The organism is Stenotrophomonas nitritireducens (assembly GCF_001431425.1).
Lineage (GTDB): Bacteria > Pseudomonadota > Gammaproteobacteria > Xanthomonadales > Xanthomonadaceae > Stenotrophomonas > Stenotrophomonas nitritireducens.
Genome location: NZ_LDJG01000005.1, coordinates 184225 through 209087, shown reverse-complemented (window position 1 = coordinate 209087; position 24863 = coordinate 184225). Strand labels below are relative to the sequence as shown.

General features: G+C 69.6%; 19 protein-coding genes. 11 read left to right on the top strand and 8 right to left on the bottom strand.

Going from position 1 to position 24863, the window contains the following annotated elements:
• The first annotated feature begins 54 nt into the window (after positions 1 to 54).
• From ABB22_RS04690 to hglS, 7 genes are all read left to right on the top strand, one after another.
• Positions 55 to 2094, top strand: coding sequence for an N-acetylmuramic acid 6-phosphate etherase family protein (locus tag ABB22_RS04690; protein WP_055770878.1), 2040 nt, complete (start codon positions 55 to 57; stop codon positions 2092 to 2094).
• Between the two features lie 155 nt (positions 2095 to 2249).
• Positions 2250 to 2948 carry a M15 family metallopeptidase gene (locus ABB22_RS04685; protein ID WP_082443685.1) on the top strand — a complete coding sequence of 233 codons (699 nt, stop codon included), beginning with the start codon at positions 2250 to 2252 and terminating at the stop codon, positions 2946 to 2948.
• Positions 2949 to 3220: 272 nt separating this feature from the next.
• The gene (locus ABB22_RS04680) at positions 3221 to 3601 is read left to right on the top strand and encodes a hypothetical protein (RefSeq protein WP_055770874.1); all 381 of its coding nucleotides are present in this window, start codon (positions 3221 to 3223) and stop codon (positions 3599 to 3601) included.
• Positions 3602 to 3824: 223 nt separating this feature from the next.
• Complete coding sequence (locus tag ABB22_RS04675; protein WP_055770872.1) at positions 3825 to 4163, top strand: hypothetical protein; 339 nt, start codon at positions 3825 to 3827, stop codon at positions 4161 to 4163.
• Between the two features lie 93 nt (positions 4164 to 4256).
• A complete protein-coding gene (locus ABB22_RS04670; protein WP_057505063.1) occupies positions 4257 to 5006 on the top strand; it encodes an HAD family hydrolase in 750 nt (249 codons plus the stop codon).
• A complete protein-coding gene (locus tag ABB22_RS04665) occupies positions 5006 to 5584 on the top strand; it encodes a hypothetical protein (RefSeq protein WP_055770867.1) in 579 nt (192 codons plus the stop codon). Before ABB22_RS04670 ends, ABB22_RS04665 begins: the two co-directional genes overlap by 1 nt.
• A gap of 205 nt (positions 5585 to 5789) precedes the next feature.
• Positions 5790 to 7154: a 2-oxoadipate dioxygenase/decarboxylase HglS gene (hglS, locus tag ABB22_RS04660; RefSeq protein WP_055770864.1), complete on the top strand. Its 1365-nt coding sequence runs from the start codon at positions 5790 to 5792 to the stop codon at positions 7152 to 7154.
• A 228-nt stretch (positions 7155 to 7382) separates the two neighbouring features.
• Here hglS and ABB22_RS04655 read toward each other — a convergent pair whose 3' ends face one another.
• The 8 genes from ABB22_RS04655 to ABB22_RS04620 form a co-directional block, all read right to left on the bottom strand.
• Positions 7383 to 8633, bottom strand: coding sequence for an ABC transporter permease (locus ABB22_RS04655; RefSeq protein WP_057505062.1), 1251 nt, complete (start codon positions 8631 to 8633; stop codon positions 7383 to 7385).
• Positions 8630 to 9886 carry an efflux RND transporter periplasmic adaptor subunit gene (locus ABB22_RS04650; RefSeq protein ID WP_057505061.1) on the bottom strand — a complete coding sequence of 419 codons (1257 nt, stop codon included), beginning with the start codon at positions 9884 to 9886 and terminating at the stop codon, positions 8630 to 8632. Before ABB22_RS04650 ends, ABB22_RS04655 begins: the two co-directional genes overlap by 4 nt.
• Positions 9883 to 10869, bottom strand: a complete 987-nt coding sequence (locus tag ABB22_RS04645) for an HlyD family secretion protein (RefSeq protein WP_057505060.1) — start codon at positions 10867 to 10869, stop codon at positions 9883 to 9885. The genes ABB22_RS04650 and ABB22_RS04645 overlap by 4 nt, the downstream gene beginning before the upstream one ends.
• The gene (locus ABB22_RS04640; protein ID WP_082592145.1) at positions 10866 to 11852 is read right to left on the bottom strand and encodes an HlyD family secretion protein; all 987 of its coding nucleotides are present in this window, start codon (positions 11850 to 11852) and stop codon (positions 10866 to 10868) included. The genes ABB22_RS04645 and ABB22_RS04640 overlap by 4 nt, the downstream gene beginning before the upstream one ends.
• Complete coding sequence (locus ABB22_RS04635) at positions 11833 to 12474, bottom strand: ABC transporter ATP-binding protein (RefSeq protein WP_055770848.1); 642 nt, start codon at positions 12472 to 12474, stop codon at positions 11833 to 11835. The genes ABB22_RS04640 and ABB22_RS04635 overlap by 20 nt, the downstream gene beginning before the upstream one ends.
• Before the next feature lie 861 nt (positions 12475 to 13335).
• Entirely contained in the window at positions 13336 to 16458 is a 3123-nt protein-coding gene (locus tag ABB22_RS04630) for an efflux RND transporter permease subunit (RefSeq protein WP_055771029.1), read from the bottom strand.
• The gene (locus tag ABB22_RS04625; RefSeq protein WP_055770845.1) at positions 16455 to 19691 is read right to left on the bottom strand and encodes an efflux RND transporter permease subunit; all 3237 of its coding nucleotides are present in this window, start codon (positions 19689 to 19691) and stop codon (positions 16455 to 16457) included. Before ABB22_RS04625 ends, ABB22_RS04630 begins: the two co-directional genes overlap by 4 nt.
• A 179-nt stretch (positions 19692 to 19870) precedes the next feature.
• Complete coding sequence (locus tag ABB22_RS04620; protein WP_055770843.1) at positions 19871 to 21124, bottom strand: efflux RND transporter periplasmic adaptor subunit; 1254 nt, start codon at positions 21122 to 21124, stop codon at positions 19871 to 19873.
• A 195-nt stretch (positions 21125 to 21319) separates the two neighbouring features.
• Here ABB22_RS04620 and ABB22_RS04615 point away from each other — a divergent pair, with 195 nt between their 5' ends.
• From ABB22_RS04615 to ABB22_RS04600, 4 genes are all read left to right on the top strand, one after another.
• Positions 21320 to 22651 carry an amidohydrolase gene (locus tag ABB22_RS04615; RefSeq protein ID WP_200911391.1) on the top strand — a complete coding sequence of 444 codons (1332 nt, stop codon included), beginning with the start codon at positions 21320 to 21322 and terminating at the stop codon, positions 22649 to 22651.
• 393 nt (positions 22652 to 23044) lie between these two features.
• On the top strand, positions 23045 to 23857 hold the full coding sequence (queF, locus tag ABB22_RS04610) for an NADPH-dependent 7-cyano-7-deazaguanine reductase QueF (protein WP_055770837.1): 813 nt from the start codon (positions 23045 to 23047) through the stop codon (positions 23855 to 23857).
• Positions 23858 to 23961: 104 nt separating this feature from the next.
• Positions 23962 to 24261 (top strand): LysM peptidoglycan-binding domain-containing protein, encoded by a 300-nt coding sequence (locus ABB22_RS04605; protein WP_055770834.1) that lies wholly within the window; start codon positions 23962 to 23964, stop codon positions 24259 to 24261.
• A gap of 52 nt (positions 24262 to 24313) precedes the next feature.
• The gene (locus ABB22_RS04600; RefSeq protein WP_055770830.1) at positions 24314 to 24790 is read left to right on the top strand and encodes a hypothetical protein; all 477 of its coding nucleotides are present in this window, start codon (positions 24314 to 24316) and stop codon (positions 24788 to 24790) included.
• The last annotated feature ends 73 nt before the right edge of the window (positions 24791 to 24863 follow it).

The following is a 24863-nucleotide window of genomic DNA, read 5'->3' as shown; positions in this document are numbered from 1 at the left end:
GGCCGCATGATCCGACCGAACCGCGCACTCCCCCCCCGTACCGGACGCATCGCCATGACGTTCGCCCTGAGCCTGGCGGCGATCAGCCCGGCCGCTCTCGCCGCCGATGCCGGCGACCGGCTGGGCCTGCCGCCGTCGCCGGCATCGACCGAGTTCGTGCAGCAGCGCACCCAGTTCCAGCTGCACACGCTGCTGACCGAGCAGCGCCACCCCAAGACCTGGAACCTGAGCGAAGCGGCGGCGACCGATCCGGCGCAGGCGCTGTCGCAGCTGTTCTCGGTGGACGAGGATGTGGCCCGCGCCTTCGCCGCGCTGGCCGACGATCCGCAGCGCATGGCGAAACTGCACGCGGCATCAGGCGCGGTGCAGCGCGCGCTGCGCGATGGCCACCGCATCTATTTCTACGGCACCGGCTCCACCGGACGCCTCGCCGAGACGCTGGAAAGCGGCATATGGCGCCCGTTCTGGAACCGCATGCAGGCCGATCCGGCGTGGCCGCGCATCGCCGCCAGGCTGCCGGCCAACCTCGGCGAGCGCGTACGCGGCGAGATCACCGGCGGCGACCGCGCGCTGATCAGTTCGCTGGAAGGCTTCGAGGACCTGCAGCTGATCGGCGCGCTGCAGATGCGCGACGACGGCATCGGCGTCGACGACGTGGTGTTCGCGGTGACCGAAGGCGGCGAGACATCGGCGGTGATCGGTACCGCGCTGGCCGCCGCCGAGGAGCGCGGCCAGGGCACCGACCGCGTCTGGTTCGTCTACAACAACCCGGACGAGGTGCTGCGCCCGTTCGAGCGCAGCCGGCGCGTGCTCGACGACGCGCGCATCCACAAGATCGCGCTGCCGACCGGCCCGCAGGCGATCACCGGCTCCACCCGCATGCAGGCCACCACCACCAGCCTGTACGCGCTGGGGCTGGTGCTGGAGGACGCCCTGCGTGCGCTGCTGCTGCCGCACCTGCCGGCGGCCGACGCGCAGCGCCTGGGGCTGGACGCGAAGGACAGCATCGAAAGCCGCCTGCGCGGCTTTGCCGGACTGCAGCGCAGCGTGGCCGCCAGCGCGCCGCAGCTGGCGCCATGGACCGTGCGCGAAGCGCAGGCCTATACCGACGGCCGCCACGCCACCTACCTGGCCGGCGAAACGCTGATGCCGGTGTTCGTGGACGTGACCGAGCGCGCGCCGACCTTCCGGTTGGCGCCGCTGGACCGCACCGACACCGCGCCGCCGGCGTCGTGGATCCGCGTGTGGGCGCCGGTGGCGACGCCGCAGGCCGCGTGGGATGCCCTGCTGCACCGTCCGTTCCACGGGCTGGATGCAACGCAGTACCGCCCGCAGTTCGAGCAGAAGGTGGACGACCCGGCGCTGCGCGGCACCGCCCTGCGCAGCCTGGAGCGCGCCGGCGCCGAGCAGCAGGCCCTGTACGACCTGTCCTGGTCGCCGGCCAACCGCGAGCGCCTGCCGCCGCAACCGGGCGACCTGGGCGTGCTGCTGTGTTATGCCGGCGAACCGGTGGACGCGCTCGCGCGGCAGTGGTGGCAGGCGTTCGGCGATGCCGGTGCTGGCCTGCTCACCGTCACCGTGGGGCATGGCGCGGCTTCGGGCGATGCCTTGAAGGGCCTGGACGGCGCGGCGCAGGGCATCGCGCTGGAGCTGCCGCAGCGGCGCGACCCGCTTGGCCTTGACCGCACGCTGGCGTTGAAGATGCTGCTCAACGCGCATTCGACCGCGGTGATGGCGCGGCTCGGGCGCACGGTCGGCAACACCATGACCGCGGTGCAGCCGGGCAATCTCAAGCTGATCGGCCGCGCCACCTACCTGATCCAGTCGCACGTCAACGCCGTGCTCGATGGCAAGCGCTGGAGCGCCCGGCACGGCGCCACCGCGCCGCTGAGCTATGCCGAGGCCAACGCCGTGCTGTACGAGGCGATCGAGCAGCGCGCGCGCCTGCCCGAGGCGGCGCAGCTGCCCGAGGTGGAACTGGCGATCGTCGCCGTGCTCGAGCGCCTGGACAGCGGCAAGCCGCTGGACTGGGCCGGTGCCGCACGGCAACTGCGCGACAAGGGCCTCAACGGTTATCTGCGCGAGCGGAATTGACCGGCGAGGCCACGCGGAGCGAGGCGGGTCGCGACCCGGTACTGATGCGGATTCCTCGGCTTGTGCGTGGATCCGGGCATCGGCAAACCCGGCCGCGACTCCTCGCTCCTGGCCATCCAGCGCCGCCCCGGCAAGCGAGTCCACAGGAGATCTCCATGCATCCCCGAGCCCATGCACTGCTTCTGCTGCTGGCCTGCGCAAGCGCGCAGGCGGCACCGGCGGTATCACCGGCCACCACGCCGGCACAGGCCGGCATGCTCGATGTCGCCACGCTGGCGCCGGGCTTCTCGCTGGACATGCGCTATGCCGGCAGCGACAACTTCACCGGCCGCCCGGTACCCGGCTACGACGCGCCGCGCTGCTATCTGCTCGAACCCGCCGCGCAGGCGCTGGCGCGCGTGCAGCGCACGCTGCAGGCGCAGGGCCGCGCATTGCGCCTGTACGACTGCTATCGCCCGGTGCGGTCGGTGCAGTCGTTCGTCGCCTGGGCGCACGATCCGGCCGACCAGCAGGCCAAGCCCCGCTACTACCCGAACATCGACAAGAGTCGATTGCTGGACGGCTATATCGCCGAACACTCCGGCCACAGCCGCGGCGCCACCGTCGACCTGGGCCTGCTCGACTGCCGTGAGGACGGCTGCGTGGAAGTGGACATGGGCACCGGCTTCGACCGCTTCGATCCGCTGGCCCATACCGACAGCCCGGACATCACCCCGCAGCAGCGCCGCAACCGCCAGCTGCTGCTGGACGCGATGCGCGCCGAGGGCTTTGCCAACTATCCGATGGAATGGTGGCACTACACCTTCCGGCCCGAGCCGACGCCCGATACCGCCTACGATTTCCCGGTACGGTAGCGCCCAGCCAGGCGTCACGCCTCCTGTAGAGCGGGGCAACGCCCCGCTGGGGCTTCACCGGGAAGGTCCCGCCGGGCGTTGTCCAGCACCGCAGCGCCGCAGCGCCACGGCGATCCATCCGCCTTGTAGAGCGGGGCAACGCCCCGCCGAGGCATTCCGGCAATGCCCGCCCGGCACCGCAGGATCTTCATCGCCCGGTCGCGGCTCGCGCGTTCCTGCAGACATCGCGCAGCCGGCTACACTGCGGCTCCCTGTGACCGCGACCGACACCGATGAACCTGGAACTGCACTACGGCCTGCCGGGCTCGCTCGAAGCCGCGCTGATCGCGCTGGCGATCGGCTTCGTGGTGTTCTTCCTGTGGTGGCAGGTCTGTCGCCGTGCCGGCCTGTCGCAAGGGCACGCGATTGCGTGGGCCAGCCTGGCCGCGGTCGCCATCGGCGCCGGCGTGGACTGCTGGAACCTGTTCTACCTGGGCATGGTGCAGCTGGAGTCGCCGCTCTACGCGCGGTTGGCGCTGGCCGGCATCCACGACCCGGACCAGCTGGGCACGCGCGTGGTGCTGGAAGTGGCTGGCGCGCTGGTCGGCGTGGGGCTGGGATGGCGGGCGTTCAGTCCGCACGCCGCGTCGGAAGACGACAAACCCGGCGGGTAATCGTGCCCGGACAGGCCTGCGCGTACCGTGGATGGAACGCCCGAATGCGCGCCTTACCTGCGGCTCACGGCGCGCTAACCAGGGCGGTAGCCGCTTGTCGGCATGCGTTGGTTAACGGCATGTTTTCCGCGCCTCCGCAGGGTGCATGCGATTCAGGACGGGCCTGCAAGGGTGGCGGCGTGCGGAATCACCGCGCTTTCCAGACCGCAGGAGGAAACACCCGATGACCGTTCGCAACCGCAATCCGCTGTTCGCCCTCGTCGCCGCCGTCGGTGCCGCACTGGCCCTTCCGGCCATGGCCCAGGACACCCGGGCCGAGCAGGAGCGCCAGGCGCAGGAACAGGCGGCGCAGGCACGGCAGGACACCGCCGCCGACGCATCGGCCAGTGGCAACGACCAGTCGTGGGCCAGCCTGGATGCCGACGGCGATGGCAGCATCAGCCGCACCGAGGCGCAGGCCCATGCCGGGCTGGCGCGGATCTTCGATGCCGCCGATGCCGACAAGGACGGCAAGCTGACCCCGGATGAATACCGGGCCTATACCGCCTCGCAGCAGAAGTAACGCACCGGCGGCGACGCCGCCATGCACCGGAAGAGCGGCCCGCGGGCCGCTCTTCCATGTCCGCCGTACGAGGCGGTTGCTATCCTGTGGCGCATGACTTCTCCCTCCCCCGCAAACGCACATTCCCCCTCCATCGGCCTGGTCGGCTTCGACGGCGACGACACGCTCTGGAAGAGCGAGGATTATTACCGCCAGGCCGAGCAGGATTTCGAATCCGTCCTCGGTCACTACATCGACCTGCACGATGCCGGCACCGCGCAGCATCTGCTCAAGGTGGAGCGGCGCAACCTGGCGGTGTTCGGCTACGGCGCCAAGGGCATGACCCTGTCGATGATCGAAGCCGCCATAGAACTGACCGACGAACGCATCTCCGCCGCGCACCTGCGCCAGATCGTGGAGATCGGCCGGCGCACCCTGCAGCATCCGGTCGACGTGATCGACGGCGTGCGCGAGGCGGTGACCGCCATCGCCGCGCGCTGGCCGGTGGTGCTGATCACCAAGGGCGATCTGTTCCACCAGGAGCAGAAGATCGAACGCTCCGGGCTGCGCGACCTGTTCCCGCGCATCGAGATCGTCTCGGAGAAGGACCCGTCCACCTACGCGCGGGTGCTGGCCGAATTCGACCTGCCGGCCGACCGCTTCGTGATGGTCGGCAACTCGCTGCGCTCGGACATCGAGCCGGTGCTGGCGCTCGGTGGCTGGGGCGTGCACACCCCGTATGCGGTCACCTGGGCGCACGAGGCCGAGCACGGCGTCTCCAGCGACGAGCCACGCCTGCGCCTGGCCGATACCGCCTGGCAGTGGCCGGACGCGGTGGCGGCGATTGAAGCCGGGAACGAGTGATGGGCAGCGGGGGGCGGGCAAAGGCAAGGGCGAAGTGGCTGCGTTGCTGCTTTTCTTTCCTCCTCGTCCCTCTCCACGCGTTCCTCGCCCTTTCCGCTGCGGCATGGGCACAGGAGCCCGCCGCCCGTCCAGCCGCTGCCGCCTATGAGCCGGGCACCGGCGATGCCTGGCTCGACCGGCAGCTGGCCGACGTCAACCTGTACGCGGCGCGCTATCCCGACGCCTTCATCGACGAAGTGGTGCGTTACGGCGGTGCGCGGCGCGGTTATGTCGAGGCGCTGATGCAGCAGCACGGCTGGGCCGCCGGGGACATCTGGTTCGCCTGTTTCTGGGGCCAGGCCATCGGCGCCAGTTGCCGCGAACCGGTGCAGGCGCGCACCCGGCTCCCGGGCGAGGGCTGGAAGACCGTGGTGGAAAGCCTGCCGGTGGCGCCGGACAACCTGCATTGGCGCGCCGTGCGCCAGGCGTTGGTCGCCAGCTACGACCACTGGGACCGGCCGGTCCGGCTGGACGCGCTGTTGCAGCGCCAGCTCGGTGATCGCGCGCAGCGCGACGCGGCGGCCCGCGGGCGCGATTGAGCGGCTGATCCGCGGCCCGGCCGCGGAAGCGGGACGAGCGGCCACGGCGGTTGCGCGGAGAAGTCCCGGGCCGTGGAGCGCCGGCTCCGGCCATGGTTCCGTTCCTCCTCGCGGTGGAGGACGGAAGTAACGAATGCAATGGATGACCCCATGCCCCCATCCGGGCGAAAATGGCGGCTTTCCCCTGCCATTCCGTGCGCCCGCCATGACCGCCGACCGTTTCGTTTCGACCGATCACATCCGCAGCCTGTTCTCGCAGGCGATGTCGCACATGTACCGCACCGAAGTGCCGTTGTACGGCACCCTCGTGGAACTGGTGGGCGAGGTCAACGCCGGCGTGCTGGCCGCCCAGCCGGAACTGGCCGCGCAGATGGAGCGCAGCGGCGAGCGCGAGCGCCTGGACGTGGAACGCCACGGCGCGATCCGCGTCGGCACCGCGCAGGAGCTGTCCACGCTGCGGCGTCTGTTCGCGGTGATGGGCATGCAGCCGGTGGGGTACTACGACCTGTCGGTGGCCGGCGTGCCGGTGCATTCCACCGCGTTCCGCCCGGTCGATGGCGAATCGTTGAACCGCAATCCGTTCCGCGTGTTCACCTCGCTGCTGCGGTTGGAGCTGATCGAAGACGAAGCGCTGCGTGCGCAGGCCGCGGACATCCTGTCGCGCCGCGATATCTTCACCCCGGGCGTGCTGCAGCTGATCGAACAGTGCGAACGCGACGGCGGCCTGTCCGATGGGGACGCCTGGCGCTTCGTGGTCGAGGCGCTGGAGACCTTCCGCTGGCACAACGAGGCCACCGTGTCGCTGGCCACCTACCACGCGCTGCACGGCGCGCACCGGCTGGTGGCCGACGTGGTCAGTTTCCGCGGCCCGCACATCAACCACCTGACCCCGCGCACGCTCGACATCGATGCCGCGCAGGCGTCGATGCATGCGCGCGGCCTGGCTGCCAAGGCGGTGATCGAAGGCCCGCCGCGCCGCGCCTGCCCGATCCTGCTGCGCCAGACCAGCTTCAAGGCGCTGGAGGAACTGGTGCATTTCCCCTCGGGCGAAGACAACGCCGCCGGCACGCACACGGCACGCTTCGGCGAGATCGAGCAGCGAGGCCTGGCGCTGACCCCGAAGGGCCGCGCGCTGTACGACACCCTGCTGGCGCAGGCGCGCGACAATGGCGGTGCGGGCAGCACCGGCGGCGACTACGCGCAGCGCCTGCAGGCTGCGTTCGCCGGCTTCCCCGACGACCACGCCACCCTGCGCCGCGAAGGCCTGGGCTACTACCGTTACCTGCTGACCGATGCGGGCCGCACGACGCCGGCGGCCGAGCGCGCGTTGCCGGCCGAGGTGTTGATCGAGCGTGGATTGGCCAGCGCCGAACCCATCATCTACGAGGACTTCCTGCCGGTCAGTGCGGCGGGCATCTTCCAGTCCAACCTCGGCGGCGAGGAGCAGCGCGCCTATGCGGCGCGCGCCAACCGCGATGCGTTCGAGCAGGCGCTGGGGGCGACGGTGGCGGATGAGTTCGCGATCTACGAGCGCCTGCAGGCGGAGTCGCTGGCGCAGTTGGCGGCCTGATCCGCATGTAGGGCGAGCCCGGCGCCCGCAGCGCGTAGCAGCGGGACTTGCCGCGCCGGCTCCTGCTGTTGTCTTGGCTTTTGCTCTTCTGGAGACCCCTTCCGTCGCTGCGGAAGGGAGCCCGGAGGGCAACAGCCAACAGCAACAGCCAACAGCGCAATCACGGCAAAGGGTAGTTGCGTGTGTCGTACCGCTGCCGCAAGCGACCAGCCGTGCGGCTGGCCGTCCTTATTCCTGCCGCAACGCCGCGATCGGATCCAGCTGCGCAGCCTGGCGGGCCGGATAGACGCCGAAGGCCAGGCCGACCAGGGCGCAGAATCCAGCCGAGAGCAGCACCGGCAGCAGCGCCCAGGCCACCTGCCAGCCGGCAAAGGCGGCGATCAGGTAGGCCAGTGCCGCGCCGAACAACAGGCCCAGCAGTGCGCCTGCAATGCAGATCACGCTGGCCTCGCGCAGGAACTGCGCCACCACGTCGTTGCGGCGCGCGCCGAGCGCGCGCAGCAGACCGATCTCGCGCCGCCGCTCCAGCACGTTGGCGAGCATGATGTTCATGATGCCGATACCGCCGACCAGCAGGCTGACGCCGGCGATGGCGCCCATCACCACCTGGAAGATGCGCTGCGTCTTCTGGTGCTGCTGGAACAACTGCTGCGGCACCACCAGCTGGTAGTCGGCGACGCCGGCATGGCGCTGGTCGAGCACCGCCGACAGCACGCCGGCGCCGGCGGCCAGTTTGTCGGGCGTGTCCAGGCGCAGCAGGAAACGGTCGATGGGGTCTTCGCGCGGCTGGAAACGGAAGCGCGCCTGCGCGCTGGCCAGCGGCACGAATACCCGGTTGCTTTCCGAACCGAGCTGCACGCCTTCGAAATCGCGCTTGCCCAGGTCGCGGTCGGCGAGCACGCCGACCACTTCCAGCCAGACATGATTGACCTTGAGCAGCTGGCCGACCGGGTCGCGGCCGGGAAACAGGCTGGCAGCGGCCTGGTGGCCCAGCACCGCCACCGATGCCAGCGCGGCATCGTCCTCCGCGCTCAACGCGCGTCCCCCGGCGAGCTGCAGGGAAGACAGCTCGAACCAGTCGGGACTCACGCCGCTGGCCTGCGCGTCGCTGCCGGCGTGGTCGCTGAACACCGAGTAGGTGCGGATGCGCTTCTCCGCGGCGAACCGGTCGGCGCCGGGCACCACCTGCAGCGCCGCCTGCGCGTCGGAGACGGTAAGGCCCAGGCTGCGGGCGCGGTTCTCGCGCAGGGTCGCATCATCCTGCGGCCGTGCCTCGGCAATCAGGTTGCGCAGGCCCAGTCCTTCGACCAGCTTCAACGCTTCGCGGCGGCTGCCTTCGCCGACTGCCTGCATCGCCACGATCGCGCCGACCCCGAAGATCAGCCCGAGCAGGGTCAGCAGGGTACGCAGGCGTCGCCGCCAGAGTTCCTCGACCGCCTCGCGCCACACCTGCGGCAGTTGTGGAAGCCGTGCCTTCATCCTGCGTCCTTGTCCTTGGCTTGGTCGGTTGTCTCGTCCGGCAGCGCATCGGCCGGCTGCGCCGGGCCGCCCGCCGACAGCAGGACCTCCTCGCCCGCGGCCAGGCCCTTGAGCACCCGCGACCGCGCGCTGCCGCGCACGCCCAGCTCGATCTCGCGGCGCACGAAACCACGGCCTTCGCGCACCTTTACCCAGTGCTTGCCGTCCTGCTGCTCGATGGCGACATTGGCCACGCCGATGGCATCGGCCTCGCGCGCCAGCACGATCTTCGCGGTGAAGCGCTGTCCGGGAACGAAGCCATGCCGGGCGATCACCTCCGCAGGCACCGGTGCGCGCACCGACAGGTATTTCACCGGGCTCTCGCGCCCCAGCGTCTTTGCCGCGCTGGCGACCCACGACAAGCGGCTGGTGAAGCGCTGGTCGGGGCGGCCGAGCGGATGCAGCTCGACGCTGTTGCCGGTGGCCACGCCCTGCGCCTCGATCTGCGGCAGGTCGATCTGCACTTCCATCGCCGAGGTATCGGGAAGGCTGCCGAACTCGGTGCCGGCGTACATCGCCGCGCCGAGGGCCGGCTTGTCGCCGGACCAGCTGGGCGTCAGCAGCAGCACGCCGTCGTTGGGCGCGCGCAGTTCCAGCGCGTCCAGGTCGGCCTGGCGATCCTTGGCGGTGAGGTCGAAGGTGGCGCGCTGCGCGTCCAGCAACGCCAGTTCGGCGCCGCCGCGGGTGCCGGCCTGGCCGCGGCGCCATTGCAGCGTGTCCTGCTTCTCGCCGAGATAGCGGCTGTCCTCGATCGCGTCGAGCACGTCGTTGCGCGCCAGCGCCGAGAAATCGGCGCCGGCATAGCGCTGGGCGATGCCGAGCTGGACCGCGACCTGCGCCAGGTCCACCGAGACCCGGCCCTGGGTGGCTTCCAGGTCGCCCTCCTTGGACAGGCGCGCCAGCGCGTTGCGCTGCAGGTCAAGCTGGGCCTGGTCCAGCTGCTGCTTGCCGTCGGGCGCGATGAAGCGGGCCAGCAGGTCGCCCTTCTTCACCACGCTGCCTTCGGGCAGCATCCATTCGACCTGGCGCGAGGACCAGTTCCGGCCCGGGACGTTCAGCGGCATCGGCTTGCTCGAACGCAGTTCGCCTTCGCCGTCGATGCTGAGCAGCAATTCGCCGGCGGACACGATCTCCGATGCCGGCGGCACCGCATCGGCCGCGCAACCGGACAGCGCCAGGGCGAGGGGCAGCAGCAATGGCAGGCGAGGCTTCATGCGCCACGCTCCTTCGCCGGCGGCGCCGCGGCCAGTTCGACCCGGACGGCCTGCCCGGGTCGCAGCTGGGCGGCGGCCCCGTCGAACTGGATCACGATGTCGATCACCGGGATCGGCTGCACCTGCGACTTGCTGCGCACCGCGCGGCCCACGCTGGCGATCCGCCCGTGATGGGCGCTGCCGCCGCCGCCTTCGACCACGATCCGCGCCGGCGTCCCGACCGCCACGCGCAGCAGGTCGCGTTCTGGCAGCTGCGCGCGCACCGCCAGCGCGCTCGAGTCCGGGATCTCGGCTACGGTCTGGCCCAGCCAGACCTGCGAGCCGACGTCGAACTTCTCGCCGTTCCAGCTGCTCTTGTGCGCCATCACGCCATCGCGCGGCGCCAGGACGGTCATCCGCGCCACGGAGGCCTGCAGCCGTTCGACATCGGCCTGCAGCTGGGCGAGCTCGGAAGCGACCAGGCGCTGTTCCTGCAGGCGCTGGCCGGCGGCCAGCCGTTCGCGCTCCTGGGCCAGGGCCATGCGCTGTTCGGCCCGGCGCCGTTCCTCGATCAGTTTGTCGTACTGCATGGCGGCGATCAGCTCGCGCGGCTGCTCGGTCTTGCGCTGCGCCTTCTCCAGCGCGGCGCGGGCCTCGGCGGTGGTCAGCCGTTCGGTGCGCTGGCGCTCGGCCAGGTCGAGCAGCAGCTTCTCGCGCTCGCGCTGTTTTTCCTGCAGCTTGCTCTGCTTCTCGCCGAGGTCGCGCAGCAGCTGGCTGCTGTCGAAGGCCAGTACCGGTTGATCCTTGCGGACCGGCGAGCCGTCGGCGGCGAGCTGGGTGATCTTGAACTGCCACATGCGGTCCACCGATGGCGACATCAGCTGCGCCGCGCGCTGCGCGTAGACCTCGCCATCGACGCGCAGCGTGCCGCCGCCGGCGGCCGATGCCGCCAGCGCCAGGACGGGCAGGAAGCACAGGCACAGGCGTGCATGGCGGATTTTCATCGCGGCGTCCCTTCCTTGCCGGCCGGCGCATCGGCGATCACGCGCACGCTCATGCCCGGCAACAGCGTCAGCTTGCCGGGGTCGAACGCGATGTCGATCGGGAAATACAGCCCATTGCCCCATTCGGGGCGGCGCTCGGGCGCCCCGCCGATGGTGGTGATGCGCCCGGACACATCGGTGCCGGGCACTGCGTCGAAGCCCAGGCGCACCGCCTGCTCGACCCGCAGCGCCTGGCGGTCGGGCTGCAGCGCCCAGGCGCGCACCGAGAACCGGCTGGGGCTGGCGACCACCTCGCCGGCGCGGCTGCCGGGCATCGTCGAAGAGCCCTCGTCGATGCGGCCGCCGATCCAGTTGTTGTTGAAGCCGTGCACGACGATGCCGTCGCGGTCGGCGCGCACTTCGACGGTACGGACCAGCGCGGCGTGGTAGTCGCGCTGGACTTCCAGCTTGCGGATCTCGAGCCGGTTGTCCTCGCGGCGCCGGCGTACCGCCTCGCGCGCCTCGCCCAGCAGGCGGCGCTGCAGTTCCACCTCGCGCGTGGCGCTGCCGAGTTCGCCCTGGTAGCGGTCGTAATCGAGGTCCGAGACCAGTCCCTTGGGGATCTTCGCGTCGATCTTCGCCGTGGCGAGCTTGGCCTGCGCATCGACCAGCGCCAGTTCGGCATCGACCGCCTTGACCTCCAGCTCGGCGATCTCCTTGTCGCCCTTGGCCGCGGACTGTTCGATCTGCGCCTCGAGATCGGGAATCATCGCCGCCGACTGGCCGGGATCGATGCGCAGGACCACGTCGCCCTTCTTCACCGCCTCGCCTTCGGGCACGAAATAGCGGATCACCACCGGCGAACTGTTCGATTGCGGGGTGAGGATGACCTGGCTGTCGATCGCGCGGACCTCGCCGGTCAGCACCACCCTGGCCGCCGCGGGCAGGGCGGCCGCGATGCACAGCGCCGCCACCGCCAGCCGCTCAGTGCAGCGCCGAATCATGCTCGATCCTGCCGTCGTGCAGCCGAACCCGGCGCGGCGCGCGTGCGGCGATGTCGTTGTCGTGGGTCACCAGCACCACGGTCTGGCCGTCGCGGTGCACCTCGTCAATCAGCGCCAGCACGTCGGCCGCGCTGCGCGAATCGAGGTTGCCGGTGGGTTCGTCGGCCAGCAGCAGGGCCGGGCGCAGCAGCAGGGCGCGGGCGATGGCGGCGCGCTGCATCTGTCCGCCGGAAAGCTCGTTGGGCCGGTGATGGCGGCGTTCGGCCAGGCCGACCCGTTCCAGCAGCGCATCGGCGCGCTCGTGCGCTTCGGCCGGCGGCTGGCGGTGGAAGCGCAGCGGCAGCAGCACGTTCTCGCGCACGGTCAGCCGCGGCAGCAGGTGGAAGCTCTGGAAAACGAAGCCGATGCGGCGGTTGCGGATGTCGCTGCTGGCCTCGTCGTCGAGCGTGGCGACGTCGCGCTCCTCGATCAGGTAGTGACCGCTGGTCGGGTGGTCGAGGCAACCGAGGATGTTGAGCAGGCTGGACTTGCCCGAGCCGGACTGGCCGGTGATGGCGACGAATTCGCCTGCGCCGATCTTCAAGTTCACGTCGGCCAGCGCCCGCACGGTCTGTCCGCTCATGGCGTAGTGCCGGTGTACGTTGCGCAGTTCTATCACTGTCCGGTCATCCTGACTGCCCCTTTGGTCCTGTACCCGATGCTAGCCGAAGACGCGGCGGCAAGGCCATGGTGGAGCAGCTGGATCGAGATGCGCCGGGATGTTGATGGCCCGGCTTACTTGTCGGCTGGCCACCAGCGCGATCATGCGGAAATTTTGCTGTTGCTCGTGATCCTGCTCTGTCCTTGCTTCTGCCGCTGTCTGGGTCTTTGCTCTGGAAAGAAGCAACAACCAGGGCAGAAACTTGAAAGCAGAGCTTTCGCCCCTGCTTCGCAGGAGCGAGCTACTTTGACCAGCCATTCGGCTGTTGAAAAGGCTCCTCTTTGCTCGTGCAAAGAAAAGATAGACAAAAGAAGAGCTTTTCAACAGCCGAATGGCTGGTCAAGCACGCCCTGCCTCCGCGCCCGACGCGCTACGCGCGTCGGGTCCACTCCGCCGCCGGGATTTTTCGACGAGACATCCCTGTCTCGTCGAAAAACGACGTGCTCGCCCGCTTCACGGTCGAGTCCGGGGCAGCCGCCGCACGGCGGCTGCCCGTCCGGCGGAGCGAAGCAATGCTTCGCCTATCTCCGCCGAACCCATGCACGTCGCCCCTCCCGGGGTCTTATCCGTCGGCTCCGTCGCTGCGGAAGGGGGCCGGAAATCAAAAGCCAGAGGCAGCAGCAAAATCACTGGCAACGGCAACGGCAACGGCAACGGCAACGGCAACGGCAACGGCAACGGCAACGGCAACGCGTCGCGAATTTCCGTAGCGCCGGGCAACGCCCGGCAGGGACTTTATTGGAAATGCTTCAGCGGGGCGTTGCCCCGCTCTACGGGAGACGATCAGGCCCGCGCGATCCGCCGCTGCCGTTTGCGCTCCCGGCGCCGTGCGCGCCAGTTGCGCCAGTGCTGCTGCAGGCAGGAGAAGATCACATACAGCGCCGGGGTGCTGAGCAGGGTCAGGCTCTGCGAGATCAGCAGGCCGCCGATCATCGCGATACCGAGCGGGCGGCGCAGTTCCGAGCCTTCGCCCAGGCCGATCGCCAGCGGCAGTGCCGCCAGGATCGCCACCATCGTGGTCATCATGATCGGGCGGAAGCGCACGATGCTGGCCTCGCGCACGGCCTCGGCCGGCGACTTGCCGTGCTCGCGCTGCGCCACCAGGGCGAAGTCGATCATCATGATCGCGTTCTTCTTGACGATGCCGATCAGCAGCACCAGTGCGATGGTCGAGATCACCGAAAGATCGGTATTGGTCGCCCACAGCGCCAGCAGCGCGCCCATGCCGGCGGCCGGCAGGGTGGACAGGATCGTCACCGGGTGCACCAGGTTCTCGTACAGCATGCCCAGCACGATGTAGACCGTGGCGATGGCGGCGATGATCAGCATCAGCATCGCGGTCGGGTCCAGCGCCTGGCGGAAGCCGCCGGGTTCGGCCTGGCGGATGTCGCCGGGCATGCGCAGGCCGTCGATGGCGGCCTTGACGATGGCGTCGCCTTCGCCGCTGCTCACGCCGGGGGCCAGGTTGTAGCTCAGGTCCATCACCGTGTACTGGTTCTGGTGGGTCACCTGCGACGGCGCCAGGCCCGGCTCCTGGTGGGCGAAGGCGCTCAGCGGGATCATCTGCCCGCTGCTGGAGCGTACGTACACATCGTTGATCGCGGCCGGGCTGCCGGTCTGTTCCGGCAGCGCGTTGACCACCACGCCGTACTGGTTGAGGTCGGCGTAGATGGTGGAGATCTGGCGCTGGCCGAAGGCGCCATACAGCGCGCCGTCGATGGAGCCGATGCCCACGCCCAGGCGCGAAGCCTTCTCGCGGTCGATGACGATCCGCTGCATCAGCCCGCCCTTGTCCACGTCCGAACCGACGTCGCGCAGCTTCGGGTTCTGCTTCAGCGCTTCCACCAGCTTCGGCAGCCATTCGGCCAGCTGCGCGGCGTCGTTGCCCTGCAGGGTGACGCGGTTCTGCGCGCCCTGTCCGCCGCCACCGCCGCCGCCATCGGAGGGCAGGTCCTGGATGGCGCGCAGGCGCACGTCCAGGTCGGGGAACTGCGCGGCCTTGGCGCTCAGCCGCGCGACCACCAGGCTGGTGGCCTCGTGCCGGCCCTCGGCCATGGTCTTCAGCTCGATGTTGAACTGCGCGCTGCTGCCCTGGCGGCTGGAACCCAGCCGCGCGCCGACCATCTTCACCGCCGGGTCGGCAAGGAACATGTCGCTCAGGCGTCGCTGGCGCGCGGTCATTTCATTGAAGGACACCGTGGCGCTGGAGCTGGCGCGGCCCCAGATCAGGCCGGTGTCCTGTTCGGGGAAGTTGCCCTTGCCGACCGCGCCGGCGAGGTAGAAGGTGGCCACGATCAGCAGCAGCGGGGTAAGCGCCAGCAGCAGCGCGTGGCGCAGCGAGAAGTCCAGCGCGACCGTATAGACCTTCAGCATGCCGCCGTGCACGTTGTCGAGCAGGCGGTGCATGCGCGACTGGCGCACGTGCGCCTCGTGCGGCTGCAGGAAGCGCGCGCACAGCGCCGGGGTCAGGGTCAGCGACACCAGCGCCGAGACCATGATCGCCGCCACCAGGGTCAGGGTGAACTCGCGGAAGAACGCGCCGAGCATGCCCTGGGCGAAGATGATCGGCAGGAACACCGCGACCAGCGATGCGGTGATCGAGACGATGGTGAAGCCGATCTCGCGCGCGCCGGCCATCGCTGCCTGCATCCGCGGCATGCCGTCGTCCAGGTGGCGCATGATGTTCTCGATCACCACGATGGCGTCGTCGACGACAAAACCAATCGCGATCACCAGCGCCAGCAGGGTCAGGTTGTTGAGGGTGAAGCCCAGCACCATCATCACCACCGCCGCGCCGGCCAGCGACAGCGGCACGGTCACCGCGGCGATCAGGGTCGGCGCCAGCCGGCGCAGGAACAGCGCCATGGTCAGCACCACCATCGCCAGGCTGATCATCAGGGTGATCTGCACTTCGGCCAGCGAGGCGCGGATGGTCGGGGTGCGGTCGAAATACGGCGTGAGCGTGGTGCCGGCGTCGAGGTAGCCGGACAGTGCCGGCATTTCCGATTTCACCCTGTCCACGGTCGCCACCAGGTTGGCGCCGCTGCGCAGGTACACGTACATCAGCACGCCGCGCTTGCCGTTGAACCAGGCCGCCTGGAAGGCGTCCTGCTGGCCATCGTAGACGGTGGCGATGTCCTTCAGCCGCACCACGGCGCCGTCCTGGGTGGCGATGGCGACGTTGGCGAAGTCGGCGGCCTTGCGCACCTGGTCGTTGAGGACGATGGCGGTCTGGCTGCTGCCGTCGCTGAGAAAGCCCAGCGGCGAGGCCACGTTGGCCGCGCGCATGGCATTGCGCAGGTCGTCCGGGCTCAGGCCCAGCGCGTTCATCGCGCGCAGGTTGAGGTCCACGCGCACCGCCGGGGTGGAGGCGCCGGCGATGTCCACCTGGGAGACGCCCGGCAGCTGGCGCAGGCGCTGCGCCAGCAGCGAGTCGGCCAGGTTGTAGAGTTCGGCGACGGACTGCGTTTCCGAGGTCAGCGACAGCGCGATCACCGGATCGTCGTTGGGGTTCGCCTTCTGGTAGGTCGGCGTGCCGATGCCGGCCGGCAGATCGGCCATGGCGGCGTTGATCGCCGCCTGCACGTCCTGCGCCGCGGCGTCGATGTCGCGGCTGGTGTCGAACATCAGGAACACCATGCTGCGGCCGTCGCTGCTGCTCGAGCGCATGGTACTGATGCCCGGCACCTGGCCGAGGTGGCGTTCCAGCGGCGCGGTGACGGTGGCGGCCATGGTGTCGGCGTCGGCGCCGATGTTGCTGGCCTGCACGAAGATCACCGGGATCGACAGGTTCGGCAACGCCGCCACGCCCAATCGCAGGTAGCAGAGCAGGCCGGCGAAGAACAGGCCGATGGCCAGCAGGCTGATGCCGATCGGGCGCTTGATGAAGGGCGCGGAAATGTTCATCCGGCGCGCTTGCCGGCGGCCTGCAGGCGCGCGGCGGCGCGTTGCTCGCGGCGCCGCGCGGCCCATTCGGACAGGCGCTCGAAGTACAGGTAGATCACCGGCGTGGTGTACAGCGTGACCAGCTGCGACAGCAGCAGGCCGCCGACGATGGCCACGCCCAGCGGGCGCCGCAGTTCCGAGCCGATGCCGGTGCCCAGCGCCAGCGGCAGCGCGCCGAGCATGGCCGCCGCGGTGGTCATCATGATCGGGCGGAAGCGCAGCAGGCAGGCGCGGCGGATCGCGTCGAAGGCGTTCATGCCGGCGCGCTGCGCGTCCAGCGCGAAGTCGATCATCATGATCGCGTTCTTCTTGACGATGCCGATCAGCAGCACGATGCCGACGATGCCGTCCACCGACAGGCTCATGCCGCACAGGTACAGCGCCAGCAGCGCGCCGACGCCGGCCGGGGGCAGGGTGGAGATGATGGTCAGCGGGTGGATCCAGCTCTCGTAGAGCACGCCCAGCACGATGTAGATCACCGCGATGGCGGCCAGCAGCAGCATCACCACGTCGGTCTGGCTGCTGGAGAACTCGGCGGCGGTGCCGACGAACTGCGCCTGCATCTGCTGCGGCAGCTGCAGGTCCGCCACGGCCTTGTTGATCGCCGCCACGCCCTCGGACAGTGAGTAGCCCGGCGCCAGGTTGAAGGAGATCGTCGCCGACGGCAGCTGCTGCTGGTGGCTGACGATCAGCGGCGCGGTGCCCGGCGTGGCGGTGGCGATCGCCGACAGCGGGATGGTGCCGCCGGCGCCCAGCGCGATGCCGGTGTTGCTGTTGCCGATGCCGGTGGCGGTGGAGGAGTTGCTGGAACTGACCTGGCCCAGGGTGGTGGCGTTGCTGCCGGTCAGCGCGCCGCTGCCGTTGCTGCCGATCGCCAGCTGGTTCATCAGCGCGTCGGAGGTACGGAATTCCGGCGCCACTTCCAGCACCACGCGGTACTGGTTGAGCTGGGTGAAGATGGTGGAGATCTGGCGCTGGCCGTAGGCGTCGTACAGCGTGTCGTCGATGGTCTGCATCGGCACGCCGTAGCGGCTGGCCTTGTCGCGGTCCACCTCCACGTGCAGGGCGCGGCCGTTGTTGGCCAGGTTGTTGTCCACGTCGGCCAGCTCGGGCAGGCGGCGCAGCGCGTCGGTGACGCGCGCGGCCTGTTCGGCCAGTTCCCTGCTGTCCATGTCCGACAGCGAGAACTGGTAAGCGGTGGCGGCCACGCGAGTGTCCAGGGTCACGTCCTGCACCGGCTTGAGGTACAGCGCCACGCCGGGGATGTGCGCGGTGGCGGCCTGCAGCCGCGGCAGGATGGCGTCAAGGCTGCCGCGTTCGCTGCGGTCCTTGAGCACGATGTTCAGCTGGCCCTGGTTGAGCGTGGGATTCATCGAGCCGGCGCCGATATAGGCGGCCACGCCGGTCACCGCTTCGTCCTGGCGCAAGGCTTCGGCCACGGCGCGGGTGCGCTGCTGCATCTGCTCGAAGGCCACGTTCTGGTCGGCGATCACCACGCCGGTGACCATGCCGGTGTCCTGGTCGGGCAGCAGGCCTTTGGGTATCGCGATGTACAGCAGCACGGTCAATGCCACCGAGCCCAGCGCGATGCCCAGCGTCATGCGCTGGTGGCGCAGTACCCAGTCCAGGCTGGACCCGTACAGGTGCACCAGCTTCGACCATGCCGTCGTCCTGCCCTGCGCGGCGGCGCGTTCGTGGGCGTCGTCGCCCTCGGGCAGCGCGTCGGGCTTGAGCAGGTAGGCGCACATCATCGGGGTGAGCGTCAGCGAGATCAGCATCGAGATCGCCACCGCGATCGTCAGCACCCAGGCGAATTCGTGGAACAGGCGGCCCGTCACGCCCGGCATCAGGATCAGCGGCAGGAACACCGCGATCAGCGACACGGTCAGCGACAGCACGGTGAAGCCGATCTCCCGGGCGCCGGTCTCGGCCGCATCCTGGCCTTCCTTGCCCTGCTCGATGTAGCGCACGATGTTCTCGATCATCACGATCGCATCGTCGACCACGAAGCCGGTGGCCACGGTCAGCGCCATCAGCGACAGGTTGTCCAGCGACATGCCGGCGAAGGCCATCACCCCGAAGGTGCCCAGCAGCGACAGCGGCACCGCCACCGACGGGATCACGGTGGCCCACAGCCGGCGCAGGAACACGAAGATCACCGCCACCACGAGGCAGATGGTGAGGATCAGGGTGAACTGCACGTCGTGCACCGAGGCGCGGATGGTCACCGTGCGGTCGGAGAACACGTCCAGCTTCACGTCCGCCGGCAGCATGTTCTGCAGGCCGGGAAGGATCTGGCGGATGTTCTGTACGGTCTTGACGATGTTGGCGCCGGGCTGGCGCCGCACTTCCAGCAGCACCGCCGGCTTGCCGTCGGCCCAGGCGGCGATCTGGTCGTTCTCCACGCCGTCGACCACGCTGGCCACGTCGCGCAGACGCACCGGCGCGCCGTTCTTGTAGCGCACGATGATGTCGTTGTAGTCCGAGGCGTCGCTGAGCTGGTCGTTGGTGGACAGCGTGTAGCTCTGGGTCTTGCCGTTGAGCGAGCCCTTGGGCGCGTTGACGTTGGCCTGGGTCAGCGCGCTGCGCAGGTCTTCCAGGGTCATGCCCATGTTGGCCAGCTGCGCCGGGTTGGCCTGGATGCGCACGGCCGGGCGCACGTTGCCGGCGATCGACACCAGGCCGACGCCGTCCACCTGCGACAGGCGCTGCGCCAGCACCGAGTCGGCCAGGTCGTTGACCTCGCGCAGCGGGCGCGTGTCCGAGGCCAGCTTGAGGGTCAGGATCGGCGCGTCGGCCGGGTTCACCCGGTTGTAGACCGGCTGGTACGGCAGCGAGCCGGGCAGGGTGGCCTGGCGGATCGCCGCCTGCACGTCCTGCGCGGCGGTGTCGATGTCGCGCTCCATCGAGAACTGCAGCACGATCGTCGACAGGCCGGCCGAGGAGTCGGAGGTCATCAGGTCCAGGCCGGAGATCTGGCCCAGCTGCCGCTCCAGCGGCGTGGTCACCAGCGAGGCCATGGTCTGCGCGCTGGCGCCGGGGTATTGCGTGGTCACCACCAGGCTGGGCGCCTCGATCTCGGGCAGTGCCGAAACCGGCAGGCGCTGGTAGCCGAGGATGCCGAGCAGCATCAGGCCGACCATCAGCAGCGAGGTGGCGATGGGGCGGCGGATGAAGAGAGTCGAGAAGCCCACGGTCGGTTCCTGTGGTGTGAGTGTGCGCGGCGCAGGGCGGTCAGGGCCGGCCCATGCTCCCGCCGCGCGCGTCGCGTGGCCCGCAAGGGGCGCTCACGCATGCGTACATGCCCGTTGGTGCCTGCATCGCGCCGTCGCGCGCCACCGGCAGTGGCGCGCGGACGGCCGCGCGTGTGGCTTCAGCGCGGGCCACGACCGCCCCGGTTGCCGCCGGCGGCGCGTTTCTGGCTGGCGGCCTTCAGCTGCTCCTCGGTCGGCGCCGGCGGCGCCTGGCCCGGTTGCAGCGGATTGACCTTGACCCCTTCCTTGAGCCGGAACTGGCCTTCGGTCACCACGTTGTCGCCCGGCTCCAGCCCCTTGCTGATGACGACATGGCTGTCGTCGACCTGGCCGCCCTGCACTACATCGCGCAGGGTGACGGTGTTGTCCGGCTTGATCAGGTAGACGAAATCGCCGGTGCTGCTGCGCTGCACGGCCTCGGCCGGCACCACCACCGCATCGGGCAGCTCGTCGAGTTTCATGCGCACGTTGACGAACTGGCCCGGCCACAGCGCCTTGTCGGCATTGGCGAACTCGGCGCGCAGGCGGAAGGTGCCGCTGGTGGCGCTGATCTGGTTGTCCACCACCTGCAGCTTGCCGTCGGCGTTGACCACCGCGCCGCCGGCGCGGTCCAGCGTCGCCGCTTCCAGCGGCCCCTTGCCCTGCGCCGCGCGCACCGCGTCCAGCTGCTGTTCGGGCAGGTTGAACAGCACGTAGATCGGCTGCAGCTGGGTCAGCGTGACCAGCGCGGTGCCGGCGCCGACCACGTTGCCCGGGTCGACCGCGCGGATGCCGGCCACGCCGTCGATGGGCGAGACGATGCGGGTATAGCCCAGCTGCACCCTGCTCTGGCTCGCCGTGGCCTGGGCTGCGGCCACCGCCGCCTGGTACTGGGCGACCTGGTTGCGCAGGGTGGTCAGGTCGGTCTGCGCCACGTACTGGCGGTAAGCGTCGGAATTGGAACGCTCATAGTTGGACTGGGCGGTGGCCAGCAGGGCCTGGTTCTGGCGCTGGCTGGCGATGGCCTGATCGTACTGGGCCTGGAAGGTACGCGGGTCGATGCGGGCCAGCAGGTCGCCCTTCTTCACCGCCTGCCCTTCCTTGAAATCGACGCTCAGCAGTTCGCCGCCGACCTGCGGGCTGACCGTGACCGTGTTGTAGGCGGCCACCGTGCCCTGCGCGGTGACGTAGACCGGCACGTTCCTGCGCTCGGCCGGCACCGCCGTGACCGGCACTGGATCGCGGTCCTTGCCGCCGCCGCCCCAGCCGCCCGGCGCGCCCCCGGCCATGGCCGTTCCGCCGGCCTTCTTGCCGCCTCCCATCACCCGGTAGCCGATTCCTGCGACGAGCAGGATGGCGACGACGAGCAGCACGATCTTCCAGAAACGCGACATGCGGAAAACTCCCGAGGAACCGATTGGCGAAGGGGCTGGCGGAACGGCGCAGAGCATAACGCCGGCCCGTGACGGCTGGCGCATGACCGATGGGCCACGCGCTCAGACCCGTATTGATGGTGAACGGTTCCGCAACCTGTCCGTTGACACTCCTTTCCCCGCTCCGTTTGCCCTACATTCACCTCTCGATTGCCGATGAGGAAAGCCCGGATGATCCGCAACACCGTTCTGTTGGCCGCGCTGACGTGCGCCCTGGCCCCCGTTTCCGCCCTGGCCGCCGAGGGCCAGCGCCCGGAGGTGGAGGCCGCCGCCGCGCGCCTGCAGCGGCAGGTGGTAGAGTGGCGCCGCGATTTCCATCAGCACCCGGAACTGTCCAACCGGGAGGTGCGTACCGCCGCCAAGGTCGCCGAACGCCTGCGGGCGATGGGCCTGAAGCCGCAGACCGGCGTGGCCGTGAACGGCGTGGTGGCGATCATCAAGGGCGCCCTGCCGGGCCCGAGGATCGCCCTGCGCGCGGACATGGACGCGCTGCCGGTGACCGAGCAGACCGGGCTGCCGTTCGCCTCCACCGCCACTTCCGAATACCGCGGGGAGAAGGTCGGGGTGATGCACGCCTGCGGCCATGATGCGCATACCGCCACCCTGCTTGGCGTGGCCGACGCGCTGGTGGCGATGCGCGACAGGCTGCCGGGCGAGGTGATGCTGATCTTCCAGCCGGCCGAGGAAGGCGCGCCGCCGCCGGAGCAGGGCGGTGCCGAACTGATGCTCAAGGAAGGACTGTTCAAGGACTTCAAGCCGGAAGCGGTGTTCGGCCTGCATGTGTTCTCCAGCGTCCAGGCCGGGCAGATCGCCGTGCGCGGCGGCCCGCTGATGGCCGCGTCCGACCGCTTCGGCATCACCGTCAACGGCCGCCAGACCCACGGCTCGGCGCCGTGGAACGGCATCGACCCGATCGTCGCTGCTTCCGACCTGATCGGCACCGCGCAGACCATCGTCAGCCGCCGCGCCAACCTGTCCAAGCAGCCGGCGGTGCTTACCTTCGGCGCGATCAAGGGCGGCATCCGCTACAACATCATCCCAGACTCGGTGGAGATGGTCGGCACCATCCGCACCTTCGACCCGGAGATGCGCCAGCAGATCTTCGCCGACCTGCGCAATGTCGCCGAACACACCGCCGCCGCCCACGGCGCCACCGCCGTCACCGACATCTACGAGAAGGATGGCAACCCGGCCACGGTCAACGACCCGGGGCTGACCGCGCGGATGCTGCCCAGCCTGCAGGCGGTGGTCGGCAAGGCCAATGTCTACGAACCGCCGCTGCAGATGGGGTCGGAGGACTTCTCGCTGTACGCGCAGCAGGTGCCGGCGATGTTCTTCTTCGTCGGCTCCACCAGCGAGGGCATCGACCCGGCCACCGCGCCCAGCAACCACTCGCCGAAGTTCCTGCTCGACGAGAAGGCGCTGGACGTGGGGCTGCGTGCGCTGCTGCAGGTCTCGCTGGACTACCTGCACGGCGCGCAGGGCTGATCCCCGGCGGACGTTGACCCGGTTCCGGCGCTGTGCGCGGCCGGTCCGCCGCGCTCCCGGGGCCGCCCGTACTCCCGCCGCCGGAGCGCCTGCCCGGGTCGCCCGGCGCGGAACCACCGGCGTCGCGGCACACGACCGCCGGGCCGGCGCCGTAGGGGCGGCATCGCCCCCGCCCCTGGCAGGCGGTGCCGGCGTTGCCTTCCATGGAGATCCCGATGCCGGGCGGGTTCGCGGCGGCCGGCCTGGACCTGGACGATCACGGGCATGGCCCGCGACGGTTGCCAAAGGCGGGCGGCCAGGCCCAGCAGCAGGAGCAACGCCGTGGCACGCCGGATCATGGCGGCTGGCTCCCGGTGCAGGCGCGGCTAACGCAACAGCTCCTACAATCCCCGCATGAACACCCCCCAAGATTCCAGCCTCGGCCGCGAGGTCGCTTATCCCTCCCAGTACGACCCGGGCCTGCTGTTCCCGATTCCGCGCGCCGCCGCCCGCGCCGAGATCGGCCTCGCGGCCGCGCTGCCCTTCGTTGGCCAGGATCGCTGGCATGTCTACGAACTGGGCTGGCTGGACACGCGCGGCAAGCCCTGCGTGGCCACCGCCACACTGTGGGTGCCGGCCACTTCGCCCAACCTGGTGGAATCGAAGTCGCTCAAGCTCTACCTGAACTCCCTCAACGCCGCGCGTTTCGACAGCGCCGCCGACGTGCGTGCGCGCATCGCCGCCGACCTGTCCGCCTGCGCCGGTGCCGAGGTCGTGGTCGAATTCGGCCTGCCGCCCGTGGCCGATGCCGAAGGCGACTCCATCGACGGCCTGGATCTGGAGATCGACCACTACGGTCCGCCGCAGGCCGGCTTCCTGCGCGCCGATGCCGGCGACGTGGCCGCCGAAACCCTGGTCTCGGCCCTGCTCAAGTCCAATTGCCCGGTGACCGGCCAGCCCGACTGGGCCAGCGTGAGCATCCGCTATGCCGGCCCGCGCATCGATCGCGGTGGTCTGCTGCGCTACCTGTCCAGCTATCGTGACCATGCCGAATTCCACGAACAGTGCGTGGAGCGCCTCTTCCTCGACCTGGTGCGCCAGTGCGGCTGCCGCTCGCTGGACGTGGAGGCGCGCTACACCCGCCGCGGCGGCCTGGACATCAACCCGCGCCGTTCGACTGCCGACTTCGCTGCCGGCCACCGTCCCTTCCGCGATCCCCGCCAGTAATCCGGCCGGACCGTTTTCCGGGTATACGCCGGCTTTACGCCGGCGCGATGGTTCCTTAACGCGGGCGGTGCAATCGTTGCACCCAGCCGAGGAGGAACGACCCGATGAGCAGCGACAACAAGGCCAATTTTTCCGGCGTGACCGGTACCGTCACCAGCACCGAGCAGATCGTGCCGAAGGCGGATTTCTCCGGTGTCACCGGCACGGTGACCAGTACCGAGGAAATCGTCGGCGAACAGCAATACACCGTGCAGAAGGGCGACAGTCTTTCCAGGATCGCCAAGAACCTGCTGGGCGACGCCAATGCATGGAAGCGGATCTTCGAGGCCAACCGCGATGTCCTCGACAACCCGGACAAGATATTCCCCGGACAGGTACTGAAGGTCCCGCCACGCGAAGGCTGATGGTTGAGCCGCGTCATCCCTTTGCCTTGCAACCCATTACCCGGAGCAACCCATGAAGAAGATTTCGCTGACCACCACCCTGATGATCGCCTTGGCCGGCACCGCTGCCTTGGCCGGCTGCAAGAAGAACGAACCGACCCCGGCGCCAGCGCCGGAGATGAGCGCTCCGGCGCCGATGAGCGAGCCCGCCCCGGCCGCCCCGGCGGTCAGCGTCACCTCCGTGACCGTGGGCAACACCATCGGCGCGGACCAGTCGGTGGCTCCGATGGCGACCCTTGGCACCAAGGACAAGATCGTGATTTCGGTAAAGACCAACGGCACCGCCGCCAATGTCAATCTCGCCGCCAAGCTGACCTATCAGGACGGCCAGGTCGCCGGTGAGCAGAGCCGTACGCTCAATACCACCGATACCGGCACTACCAACATCGAATTCGCCAACACCAACGCATGGCCCGCCGGTAAATACCGCGCGGACGTGACCCTGGACGGCCAGCCGGCCGGCATGACCCAGGAGTTCGAAGTGAAGTAGCGGAAGGGCTTTCACCTATCGTCCCTCTCTCCCGACAGGTGTGAGCCATGGGCGCAGTCGCAGGACTGCGCCC

What these genes read in the sequence shown, in the direction of transcription:
- ABB22_RS04690 (WP_055770878.1), top strand. Translation starts at nt 55, where the DNA reads ATGACGTTCGCCCTGAGCCTGGCGGCGATCAGCCCGGCCGCTCTCGCC.
- ABB22_RS04685 (WP_082443685.1), top strand. Translation starts at nt 2,250, where the DNA reads ATGCATCCCCGAGCCCATGCACTGCTTCTGCTGCTGGCCTGCGCAAGC.
- ABB22_RS04680 (WP_055770874.1), top strand. Translation starts at nt 3,221, where the DNA reads ATGAACCTGGAACTGCACTACGGCCTGCCGGGCTCGCTCGAAGCCGCG.
- ABB22_RS04675 (WP_055770872.1), top strand. Translation starts at nt 3,825, where the DNA reads ATGACCGTTCGCAACCGCAATCCGCTGTTCGCCCTCGTCGCCGCCGTC.
- ABB22_RS04670 (WP_057505063.1), top strand. Translation starts at nt 4,257, where the DNA reads ATGACTTCTCCCTCCCCCGCAAACGCACATTCCCCCTCCATCGGCCTG.
- ABB22_RS04665 (WP_055770867.1), top strand. Translation starts at nt 5,006, where the DNA reads ATGGGCAGCGGGGGGCGGGCAAAGGCAAGGGCGAAGTGGCTGCGTTGC.
- hglS (WP_055770864.1), top strand. Translation starts at nt 5,790, where the DNA reads ATGACCGCCGACCGTTTCGTTTCGACCGATCACATCCGCAGCCTGTTC.
- ABB22_RS04655 (WP_057505062.1), bottom strand. Translation starts at nt 8,633, where the DNA reads ATGAAGGCACGGCTTCCACAACTGCCGCAGGTGTGGCGCGAGGCGGTC.
- ABB22_RS04650 (WP_057505061.1), bottom strand. Translation starts at nt 9,886, where the DNA reads ATGAAGCCTCGCCTGCCATTGCTGCTGCCCCTCGCCCTGGCGCTGTCC.
- ABB22_RS04645 (WP_057505060.1), bottom strand. Translation starts at nt 10,869, where the DNA reads ATGAAAATCCGCCATGCACGCCTGTGCCTGTGCTTCCTGCCCGTCCTG.
- ABB22_RS04640 (WP_082592145.1), bottom strand. Translation starts at nt 11,852, where the DNA reads ATGATTCGGCGCTGCACTGAGCGGCTGGCGGTGGCGGCGCTGTGCATC.
- ABB22_RS04635 (WP_055770848.1), bottom strand. Translation starts at nt 12,474, where the DNA reads ATGAGCGGACAGACCGTGCGGGCGCTGGCCGACGTGAACTTGAAGATC.
- ABB22_RS04630 (WP_055771029.1), bottom strand. Translation starts at nt 16,458, where the DNA reads ATGAACATTTCCGCGCCCTTCATCAAGCGCCCGATCGGCATCAGCCTG.
- ABB22_RS04620 (WP_055770843.1), bottom strand. Translation starts at nt 21,124, where the DNA reads ATGTCGCGTTTCTGGAAGATCGTGCTGCTCGTCGTCGCCATCCTGCTC.
- ABB22_RS04615 (WP_200911391.1), top strand. Translation starts at nt 21,320, where the DNA reads ATGAGGAAAGCCCGGATGATCCGCAACACCGTTCTGTTGGCCGCGCTG.
- queF (WP_055770837.1), top strand. Translation starts at nt 23,045, where the DNA reads ATGAACACCCCCCAAGATTCCAGCCTCGGCCGCGAGGTCGCTTATCCC.
- ABB22_RS04605 (WP_055770834.1), top strand. Translation starts at nt 23,962, where the DNA reads ATGAGCAGCGACAACAAGGCCAATTTTTCCGGCGTGACCGGTACCGTC.
- ABB22_RS04600 (WP_055770830.1), top strand. Translation starts at nt 24,314, where the DNA reads ATGAAGAAGATTTCGCTGACCACCACCCTGATGATCGCCTTGGCCGGC.